10 protein-coding genes are annotated in these 10,527 nt (G+C 47.8%); 8 read left to right on the top strand and 2 right to left on the bottom strand.

Features of this window, described 5'->3' with window-relative positions:
* Positions 1–10: 10 nt before the first annotated feature.
* Positions 11–967 (top strand): 3'-5' exoribonuclease YhaM family protein, encoded by a 957-nt coding sequence (locus tag NI000_RS36350; RefSeq protein WP_253416148.1) that lies wholly within the window; start codon positions 11–13, stop codon positions 965–967.
* Between the two features lie 294 nt (positions 968–1,261).
* Positions 1,262–2,287 carry a CBM35 domain-containing protein gene (locus tag NI000_RS36355; RefSeq protein ID WP_253416142.1) on the top strand — a complete coding sequence of 342 codons (1,026 nt, stop codon included), beginning with the start codon at positions 1,262–1,264 and terminating at the stop codon, positions 2,285–2,287.
* Positions 2,288–2,320: 33 nt separating this feature from the next.
* On the opposite strand, the gene NI000_RS36360 is transcribed toward NI000_RS36355, so the two are convergent.
* On the bottom strand, positions 2,321–2,560 hold the full coding sequence (locus NI000_RS36360) for a hypothetical protein (protein ID WP_253416143.1): 240 nt from the start codon (positions 2,558–2,560) through the stop codon (positions 2,321–2,323).
* 558 nt (positions 2,561–3,118) lie between these two features.
* Here NI000_RS36360 and NI000_RS36365 point away from each other — a divergent pair.
* The 6 genes from NI000_RS36365 to NI000_RS36390 all read left to right on the top strand — a co-directional run bounded on the left by NI000_RS36365 (position 3,119) and on the right by NI000_RS36390 (position 10,048).
* Positions 3,119–4,321, top strand: a complete 1,203-nt coding sequence (locus tag NI000_RS36365) for an ABC transporter substrate-binding protein (protein WP_253416149.1) — start codon at positions 3,119–3,121, stop codon at positions 4,319–4,321.
* Between the two features lie 92 nt (positions 4,322–4,413).
* Positions 4,414–5,289, top strand: a complete 876-nt coding sequence (locus NI000_RS36370; RefSeq protein ID WP_253416144.1) for a branched-chain amino acid ABC transporter permease — start codon at positions 4,414–4,416, stop codon at positions 5,287–5,289.
* 13 nt (positions 5,290–5,302) lie between these two features.
* Complete coding sequence (locus tag NI000_RS36375) at positions 5,303–6,253, top strand: branched-chain amino acid ABC transporter permease (protein ID WP_253416145.1); 951 nt, start codon at positions 5,303–5,305, stop codon at positions 6,251–6,253.
* Positions 6,243–7,046 carry an ABC transporter ATP-binding protein gene (locus tag NI000_RS36380; protein WP_025845549.1) on the top strand — a complete coding sequence of 268 codons (804 nt, stop codon included), beginning with the start codon at positions 6,243–6,245 and terminating at the stop codon, positions 7,044–7,046. Before NI000_RS36375 ends, NI000_RS36380 begins: the two co-directional genes overlap by 11 nt.
* The gene (locus tag NI000_RS36385; RefSeq protein ID WP_253416146.1) at positions 7,024–7,728 is read left to right on the top strand and encodes an ABC transporter ATP-binding protein; all 705 of its coding nucleotides are present in this window, start codon (positions 7,024–7,026) and stop codon (positions 7,726–7,728) included. The genes NI000_RS36380 and NI000_RS36385 overlap by 23 nt, the downstream gene beginning before the upstream one ends.
* Before the next feature lie 250 nt (positions 7,729–7,978).
* The gene (locus tag NI000_RS36390) at positions 7,979–10,048 is read left to right on the top strand and encodes a serine hydrolase (protein ID WP_253416147.1); all 2,070 of its coding nucleotides are present in this window, start codon (positions 7,979–7,981) and stop codon (positions 10,046–10,048) included.
* Positions 10,049–10,411: 363 nt separating this feature from the next.
* Here NI000_RS36390 and NI000_RS37295 read toward each other — a convergent pair whose 3' ends face one another.
* Entirely contained in the window at positions 10,412–10,519 is a 108-nt protein-coding gene (locus NI000_RS37295) for a zinc ribbon domain-containing protein (RefSeq protein ID WP_375541040.1), read from the bottom strand.
* Positions 10,520–10,527: the final 8 nt, after the last annotated feature.

A 10,527-nucleotide genomic window follows, 5' to 3' on the forward strand; every position in this document is an offset into this window, starting at 1 on the left:
CGACAATACAGTGACTTTGATTAGAACTTTTACTGAGGGTGACGAAATCATCGGATTTTATTTGCTGAAGAAAGCCGATATAAAGCAAACCAATTCAACACCTCCGAAAGATTATTTTGATATTGTCTTGGCTGATACTAGCGGAGAAATCCCGGCGAAGCTCTGGGATGTTTCTCCTGCCGATAAAGAGACATACTTCCCGATGATGCTGGTGAAAGTGCAGGGGCTCGTTCAAATGTATCGTGAAAAGCCTCAGATGAAGATTAACCGAATTCGCAAGGCAACGGAAGAGGATGGGTATACGCTGACGGACTTTATCAGATCAGCACCTATTCAACCGATTGATCTGGTACATATGATCAAGCAAACGGCAGCAAGCATTCAGGACAGTGACATTAGAAGCGTGGTGGAGTTCTGTATCAGCAAGGTAGAAGAGAGGCTTATGCATTATCCGGCTGCGAAAGGAATGCATCATGCTTACTATGCAGGGCTGGCTTATCATATTTGTCGGATGCTTGAGCTCGGTGAATTTGTGGCAAAGCAGCGTCCTTTCCTTAATCTCAATCTAATCAAAGCCGGCATTATACTGCACGACATAGCGAAGCCTGAGGAGATGAATGCACAGCTCGGGATTGTGACGGATTATAGCTTTAAAGGGAAGTTGCTGGGACATATTTCGTTAGCGGCAAACTGGATAATTGAAGCTGCTATTGCTTTGGGCATGGACACCTCGGATGAGAAAATCGTTATACTCCAACACTTGGTTCTTTCTCATCACAATCTCGGGGAATGGGGCAGCCCGGTGCAGCCGCAAATACCCGAGGCCGTAGCGTTGCATTATATCGACACACTGGATGCAAAGCTTCAGGCTGTTGAGGATGCGTTAGATTCGCTGCCGGATTCGGAGGAATGGACGCAGCCGCTTAAGATCATTGAGAATAAACAAATATATCGGATGAAAAAATAAACGATTTTTTCTATGGGTACATTAGAAGTCGCATATCATGCGGCTTTTTCGTTTTATGACATTGAGAAATATTACGGCAGGTGTCGGTTGCATTATTTGTGTAATCATTACTATTAAGCTGTAAATGTAAGGGGATGTTAGTATATTCCAAACAGAAGTGAGAAATGAACATACACATTAATAAGGTATAAAAGTAAAATGGTGGCAAATGGAGGATGTCCATTTAATAAACTATAACATAAAAGAGTGATAGTAGTGTCATTAAATGTAAAATTAAGAGGAGGTAATTTATTCATGAGAACGAAGCTTTTCCGCATGTTTTTGGTCTTTTGTCTGGGTGTATTCTTTTTGTTAACCGTTTGCTCAGTGTCGCCGGAACGTGTAAATGCGGCTTCCACGTCGTATGAGGCGGAAAACGGAACCATGAGCGGAACGGCGAACTCAGTAACTTGTAAGGCTTGCTCCGGCGGTTTCAAGGTTGGGCATATTGGCAGCAGTTCGGCGAATTATGTGACACTGAATGTCAATGTAATTAGTAAGGGATCGTACAATATGGATATCTACTTCCTAGTAAACGGTACGCGAGACTTTTACATCAGTGTCAACGGCGGAACAGGAACGCAAAAAACGCTGAGTGGTTCAAGCTGGGGCACTCCTGTAAAAACTTCTGTGACGGTACAGTTGAATGCCGGAAACAATACGATTAAATTTTACAATAATGCGGCGAATGCGCCGGATTTGGACCGTATTGTTATCACTGGCAATACAGTTACGGCGGGCTGGACCGAGATACCTTGGGACAAGAATTCTTATTATGTTCAGAACAGGACAGGAGCGCCTATGTCCGAACGATTTTGGATCGTAGATGGTGTTTATACTACCCGGGTTTACGCAGGTGAAGAGCGGGTTGAGATGCGCTGGGATAATTGGACAGATCAAAACAAAGATAATATGTGGGAGGCCGACGTCATGTTCGAGCCTGGAACGGAAAAGACCGCCATTATGCAGATCAAGAGCAACACGGGCGGCGAACCGATCTATATTCAGGCAACGGCCGATGGCAACATTCGTAACAATGGCGATTCTACTAACATCGCGACAAACATGGCAGGTACTTGGTTTAATCTCAAATGTGCCTTTAATCCTGCAACCGGTGCAGCACGCATCTGGATCAACGATGTTTTGGTCAAAACTCGACAGTACAATACTACTGACCGTGAATGGTACTTCAAGAACGGAACGTACAATAATGGAATTTCGAAGGGCAAATATTCCGAGGCGCACTTCAAGAACTTGCGAATGTATCGAAAGGACAATTAGGAATAACACACAACCACTGCATGAGCGGATTCATCAAATTACTCTTTTCGTCGCAAAAAACTCAGCCACTAAGAAAGCGGATTGAGGGAAATTCAATCCTAACTGCCACGCACCCACGCCTCTAAGACGGTAATCGACGACCAATTGAAACTTTGCAGCACGAGCACGCGCATCTTCAAACCATACGAAGTGTCTATTGCCGTTCGCATCCCAATAGGAAAAATAAGGTTGTTGGTGCTTAACAGAATATTGTATCGGTACTTCATAATTCATGGCAGTTTCGGTTTCCTTCAGGAAGATATTCAAAGTTAAGCATGTTTAAGAACAATGTTTATCGTGATCTCAAGAATATACTCCGATTCAATACCGCGTAAATCGCGGAGAGCTTGTTGAGAAAGTGGTCTAAGCAAAAATAGAGAAACATACGGATGTGGGGTATCCACTGGAGAAGCGATAGCGTCCGCCTTTGTCTTCGGGAAATGTCCACTAATAAGCGGCTTCCAATCAAATTTCCCGAAGACAAGAGTGGTCGGAAGTGGATACCCCACCCCTTCGTTACCTCTATAATCCCGTTTGACCACTTTCTCAACACTCTGACCGCGTAAATCGCGGATTTTTTATTTTATCGGAACATATTCTTGTCAAAACGCTGTGTCAAGACTATGTACCGATTGCCGATATTTCAAATACCTCGTGAAATAAACGATTGGATGTAGTACTAGTTGTTCGCGCTGAATAATAGTATTAAGAACAACTGCATGTTTTTACACATGCGCTTGCACCAATAGGGAATGGAACGCCAAGAGGAGGGCATTTATGGAACAGCAACGTATGGGAAAAGGAACTAGGAAAAAAGCGCTGCATCTGCTAATGGGGTTCGCGCTAGCGGGACTCGTAGCGGGATGCGGAGGGACGCAAGGGGAGACGGGAAAGTCGGGCGGCGATGCGGTAGTAGGGGACGTTATTAAAATCGGAGCCAACTTAGAGCTTTCCGGTCCGGTAGCTTCATACGGTCAGTCGATTGCCGAGGGTATCGATCTGGCTGTCGAAAACTTGAACAAAAGCGGCGGCATTAACGGTAAGAAATTGGAAGTCATCAAAGTGGACAATAAGTCGGATGCTGCTGAAGCAACCAATGCGGCGATCAAATTGACCAGCCAAGATAAAGTGGCAGCTATTATCGGCGCAGCCACTAGCGGCAATACGGTTGCGCAGGCGCAAGTCGCAACCAATAACAAAACCGTGCTTCTGACGCCTACAGGCACCAGTCTGAATATCACGCTGAAAGCGGACGGGAGCGTTAACGATTATATGTTCCGGACCTGCTTTATCGATCCGTTTCAAGGTCGCGTTGCCGCCAACTTTGCGGCCGGCGAACTGAAGGTGAAGTCGGCGGCTATCTTTGCAGACAGCGCCAGTGAGTATGCGAAAGGGCTGGCGGCTTCTTTCAAAGAAACGTTCACGAAGGCCGGAGGGACGATCGTTGCCCAAGAAGCGTATGTCGCGAAGGACACCGATTTCCGCGCGACATTGACTCGCATTAAATCGCTGAACCCGGATTCGATCTTTATCCCCGGCTATTATGAAGAAGTGGGCTTGATCGTGAAGCAAGCGCGCGAATTGGGAATTACCATCCCGCTTATCGGAGCTGACGGATGGGATTCTCCCAAATTAGTGGACTTGGCTGGTGCCGCTGCTTTGAATAATACGTATATCGCCAATCATTATTCGTCCGAAGACCCGGATAAGATGATTCAGGATTTTGTCCAAGCGTTCAAAGGCAAGTACAGCGGCAAAGCTCCGGATGGGTTTAGCGCCTTGGGCTACGATTCGGTCTATTTGTTGGCGGACGGCATCAAGCGCGCGGGCTCGACCGACGGAAGCAAAATTAAGGACGCTTTAGCGCAAACGAAAGATTTGCTGTTGGTTACCGGCAAAATTACGCTCGATAAGCAGCACAATCCGATCAAGACGGCAACTGTGCTGGAATATAAAGATGGGAAGCAAACGTTTAGAACTAAAGTGAATCCATAAAGCATTCGACAGGGCCGTGGGAGGGCCTCCTCCCGCTGCGCTTTTTGAAGATCAATCAAATTCGAGTCTGAGCGGTTCGGAGGTTGAATGTGATGGACTGGGCACAGCAAATTGTCAACGGCATTTCGCTCGGGAGCATTTATGCGTTAATTGCGCTGGGATACACGATGGTTTATGGCATTATCAAACTGATTAATTTCGCGCATGGCGATGTCTTCATGATTGGTGCGTTTGTTGGCTTCTATGCAATTAAGGGATGGGGCGTGGGCATCGTCCCCGCTTTGCTGCTCTCGATGGTGGTGTGCGCCATTCTTGGCGTGCTGATTGAAATGGTCGCCTACAAGCGGCTGCGGAACACGACGAGAATCGCTTCGTTGATTACGGCAATCGGCGTATCGCTTCTTATTGAATACGGCACGATTTATCTTCGTGGCGCCCAACCTGAAGCTTACCCGAGTGCATTCCCGAATCAGTTTTTTACTATTTTTGGCGCCTCGATCAGCAGCCAATCGCTGTATATTTTGCTGATTTCTATCGTCTTAATGATCATTTTGCAATGGGTGGTGTATCGGACCCGAATTGGCAAGGCGATGCGCGCCGTATCTCATGACGCGGAAGCAGCACGTTTGATGGGCGTCCATGTAGACCGGACGATATCGGCTACTTTCGCCATCGGTTCTGCACTGGCAGGAGCAGCAGGCGTTATCTTCGGGATGTACTATACGAAAATAGAACCGTTGATGGGCGTCGTCCCCGGACTCAAAGCTTTCGTTGCCGCTGTTCTGGGCGGCATCGGCATTATTCCCGGTGCCGTCATCGGCGGCCTCGTGCTGGGAACGGTAGAAACGTTTGTAAGCGCTTTGGGCTATTCTCCGTGGAGGGATGCCGCAGCCTTTATTATTCTTATTTTGATCCTGATTTTCAGACCGTCTGGCGTGCTGGGGAAAAATATGCGAGAGAAAGTTTAGGTGACGCATATTGATGAAAAATAAGGCAGCATTTTGGTTATTTCTCATTCTATCTGCAGTCATTTATGGCAGCGTTCAATTGCTGATCAGCGTGGAATGGTTAACCCCTTTTTATACGAATGCCTTGATTTTTATCGCGATCAATATGATCTTAGCCGTCAGCCTGCATCTGGTCATTGGGATAACGGGGCAGTTTTCTATCGGCCATGCCGGGTTTTTAGCTGTTGGCGCCTATGTCGCTGCTATTGCCACCATGAAATTTCATCTTCCGTTTCCTGTCGCATTGCTAGCCGGAGGAGCCGTGGCTGCATGTTCAGGCTTGCTGGTCGGCATACCGAGCTTGCGCTTGAAGGGCGATTATTTGGCGATTGCCACGCTGGGCTTCGGCGAGATTATTCGGGTCGTATTCATTAACATTGAATATGTCGGGGGCGCGGCCGGCATGCAGGTGGCGCATTTGACAACCTGGACAACGACGTTTTTATGTCTCTTTATTACCATGCTGGTCATTATGAACTTTACGAATTCAACACATGGACGGGCATGCATATCAATCCGTGAAAATGAAATTGCCGCCGATGCTATGGGGATCAACACCACGTACTACAAAGTGGTCGCCTTTACGATCGGTTCTTTTTTCGCGGGAATTGCCGGCGGGCTGTATGCCCATAACTTTTATATGATTCAACCGACAAATTTCGGGTTTTTGAAGTCGTTTGACATCTTAATCTTCGTCGTTCTGGGGGGACTGGGCAGTTTGTCGGGCGCCGTCTTGGCGGCGATATTGCTGACCATTGTGTCTACCTTCCTGCAAGGCTATCCGGAAACGCGAATGATGATTTACAGCGCCATCCTGATCGTTGTCATGCTGTATCGGCCGCAAGGATTGATGGGGACCACAGAAATGACCTCATACTTGCGCAAGTGGACGGCGATGAAACGGAGGGATGCGTATGGAAAATAACCCATTGCTCCACGTTCGCGGTGTCGGTATGCAATTTGGCGGGTTGAAAGCCGTTTCCGGTCTTCATATGGAAATCCGCAAAGGCGAACTGGTAGGGCTTATCGGACCGAATGGGGCCGGAAAAACGACCAGTTTTAATTTGTTGACCGGTGTGTACGTACCGACAGAAGGAGAAATCTTACTTGAAGGAAAGCGGCTGAACGGTCTTGCTCCATATCAAATTACCCGCATGGGCATTAGCCGGACTTTCCAAAATATTCGCCTTTTTAATGAGATTTCCGTATTGGACAACGTGAAAATCGCCTACCATTCCTTGGCCAAGCATTCGATGGTGAGCTCTATTTTGCGGCTTCCGTCCCATTTTGCCGGTGAGAAGGAAATGGAAGAGAAGGCGATTCAGTTTCTGCGGATGTTCCAATTGGAAACTTGCATGCATGAAACGGCTAAGAACTTGCCTTACGGACAACAGCGCCGTCTGGAAATCGTCAGGGCGTTGGCCGCCGGGCCCAAGTTGCTCTTGCTGGACGAACCTGCGGCAGGCATGAATCAACAAGAGACGCGCCAGCTCATGGAATTGATCGCGTTTATCCGCCATGAACTGGATTTGACGATTTTGTTGATTGAGCACGACATGAAGCTGGTCATGGGCATCTGCGAGCGGATTTACGTACTGGATCACGGACAGCTTATTGCGCAAGGAACGCCGGAGGACATCCGCAACCATGTCAAGGTGATCGAGGCCTACTTGGGAGAGGAGGTAGCAAGTAACCATGTTGAACGTGGAGCAAATTGATGTGTACTACGGGCATATTCAAGCTCTGAAAGGGGTCACGCTGGATGTTCGTCATGGAGAAATTGTTACCTTGATTGGAGCCAACGGGGCAGGCAAAAGTACGCTTCTGAAAACGATTTCCGGTCTGCTAAAGCCTAACCGGGGTTCCATCCATTATACCGGCCTTTCGATGAACGGGAAAACGGCGCAAGATATTGTCAAAGCGGGAATTTCCCATGTACCGGAAGGCCGCCGTGTGTTTGCGAATATGTCCGTGCTGGAAAATTTGGAATTGGGCGCCTACGTCAGAAGAGATACAATTGGTATTCGGCATGATTTGCAAAAAGTATTCGAACTCTTCCCGCGTCTGCATGAGCGTCGCAAGCAGCTATCCGGGACGCTGTCCGGCGGTGAACAGCAAATGTTAGCTATGGGACGGGCGCTGATGGCGCGCCCTAAGCTCCTGCTGCTTGACGAGCCTTCCATGGGGCTTGCGCCGCTGCTTGTGAAAACGATTTTTGCCATTATCGAAGAAATCAATCGCAACGGCACGACTGTTCTGCTGGTGGAACAAAATGCCAATCTGGCGTTATCCATCGCCACCCGCGTTTATGTCATTGAAACAGGCAGCGTCGTCCTTTCCGGCACGCCGGAGGAGTTAGCCTCCAGTGAGCAGGTCAAGATGGCTTATCTTGGCAGTTAGCTGTTGCAGTCGTTGGATGATAGCCCGTATGCCCCAAGCCGCATGAACGCCTTCATGGTGTTTATCCGCAGTACAAGCATTGAAAACAATAGTGCAAAGGATCAGGTCGCTGCTGCGGTCTGATTCTTTTTTGCTTGACCTTAGGCTAGGTAATGCACTAGACAGAAGACTGTGTGGGGAAATAATCCATCATGTTATACTGAGAGGGCACTTCCAGCCTATACCAATTTCATTGAAGGAGAATTTTCTAATGCGTAAAAAAAGAGTTTCAAAAGTGCTCGCTGTAACGCTAAGCACCTCTCTAGCTGCAACCTGCTTGATTGCATTGGTCGGAGGGCATAGTGTCAGTGCGGAACAGCTCCCTCTTAAGGGGCAAACCATCACGGCGACTCAGCCTGCAGCTGTTCCTGCTGCTCCAAGCGGTCCGGTTGACCCCAAAGAAGTGGAGGCCTTCGCGGACAATTACTTTGGGGAAAGCTTGAAGAAGTTCAATGTCCCGGGTGCCATGTTCGTCGTCGTTCAGGACGGGCAAGTCGTTTTATCCAAAGGATACGGGTATGCAAACAAAGAAAGCAAAACCCCGGTTGATTCCAATACCGTTTTTCGCATCGGTTCGATTTCTAAGACGTTTACGGCTGCGGCTGTGCTGCAGCTTGCTGACCAAGGGAAGATCAAGCTGGATCAGGACATCCAATCCTATCTCGGGGGTATCACAATACCCAATTCGACAGGTAAACCGCTAACTATGGAAAATATGCTGACCCACATGACGGGGTTCGATTTCCCATATGAAAAAGACGATGACGCCTCGCCCGATCTTCTTCATCAAGAGACTTCTCTTCGAGATTTCTTGATTGATCGAATGCCAACCATCGTCCGGACGCCGGGGGAAGCCTACCAGTATGACGATTATGCTTTTGCTTTGGCGGGATATGCCGTGGAACAAGTTACCGGGCTCCCTTTTCATGAATACATGGATAAAAACATCTTTCAGCCGCTCGGCATGCATTCTTCCCATGATCTTGTAACCCCGGAGCTTAAAGCCCGAATGGCTACAGCTTACGATCCGCAAGGCACGCCATATCCGGAGTATGGCATTTATCCTACGGACATGCCTCAGGGCGGAATGTTGTCCACCGGAAGCGATATGGCTAAATTCATGATCATGCTTCTGCAAAATGGAAAGGCCGGAGATCGGCAAATATTAAGCGAACAAAGTGTTCAGCGAATGAGCAAGTTTTCCGTTTTCGCTCATCCGGCCATACCTATTACAAGCTATGGATTTGAAAGTATTTTCAATGAACTATCGAATGGTCAGTATGTCGTCGGCAAAGGCGGGAACATTCCCGGATATGCCACATGGACATGGCTACTGCCTGAGCGCAAAACGGGATTGTTCGTCATTTATAATAATGATTCCGAATTACGCTCGGATTTGTATGCTGCCTTTATGGACCATTATTATCCGAAGAGCACCGAGACGCCTGAATCGGTATCACCTCTGACAGAACAGCAAGCCGCACGTTACGTCGGATTATACAGAGACCTGCATACCCCGGCATTTGTGACTAGAATTACGTACAATAATGGACAACTTGTAGCGGAAGACAGATACAAATTGGGGAATGGCAAGACTACTTTGAAAAAGATAGATCCCTTGTTGTTTATGGATGACCACGGGGAGAAAATAGCATTTCTTGAACAAAAGGATGGCGGTATTGCATATATGTACAGACCTGCCAAAGCACCGTTAGCCTATTCGCCCAAAATGCAGGAAAAAGCGCTGTTTTCCGATGTCTCGAAAGAAAGTCCCTACCAACCGTCTATTGAAAAGCTCCATTCGCTAGATATCATCAATGGAAGAGATGGGCGCAGCTTTGACCCTAAGGCACCCATGACCCGCGCGGAATTCATCACAATGCTGCTGCATGCAGTCGGCTATCCGCCCTCCAAATCGAAATCCGGTTACACGGATATCGAACACCATTTTGCGGTCAAAGAGATACAGGCAGCGGTCGAGCATCATTGGTTGGGGGAGGAGCCCGGAGGCCGATTTGAACCGGATCGCACGATAACTCGGGAAGAAATGGCCGTCATTTTAACGCGCATTCCTCTTCCATGGCCGCTTGGCGATGAGGTGCGATTGGCAGGGCAAACCGATGAATCGGCTATCAAGGCCGTAAGCAAGCTTGTTGCTGCCGGAGTTACAGATCCAGTCACAATAACCAATTCTGACGGTTCAGTCGATTTCCGCTCCAAAGCACCTTTGCTTCGCCAAGAAGCCTCCTTTTTCATTGACAAGGTTCTATTTGTTCCTTAATCTCTTATCGGCCGTTACAGCCGCATTCGCTGCATATAACAAAAAAACTTCTAAGAAATATTCAGGTAAAAAGACAATCACCTCCAGTCCTGCAAGTCATAGGTAGTAGTGAAGGGAGACCTAATTATTGTAGACCAATGGTAACATTTGGGGCTTGGTATGATTCGGGTGGATTATGTTATGTCGAAAAGTTAATAGAAAAGATAGGAACAGTGAACATATTGAATTGAATAACAAACTAGTAAACTATAGGTGAATTGAACACTCCCACCACCTGCGCTAATGGCGCTGAGGTGGGGGATTCTTGCGAACAGAGAAGCATCCTTCTCTTCTTGAGCAAGCGATCCCTGCGGTTCCCGCAGTTCAGTTGGTCTTCGCCAACAAACGCAGTCCTTCTTGCAAGATGTTCATGCTGGCATTGTGGTCACGGTCATGGTGCGTCCCGTATCCTGAACAGGTCCATGCTCGCAAGTTTAGAT

Origin of the sequence: Paenibacillus tyrphae (assembly GCF_024158745.1) — a bacterium.
Taxonomy (GTDB): domain Bacteria; phylum Bacillota; class Bacilli; order Paenibacillales; family NBRC-103111; genus Paenibacillus_G; species Paenibacillus_G tyrfis_A.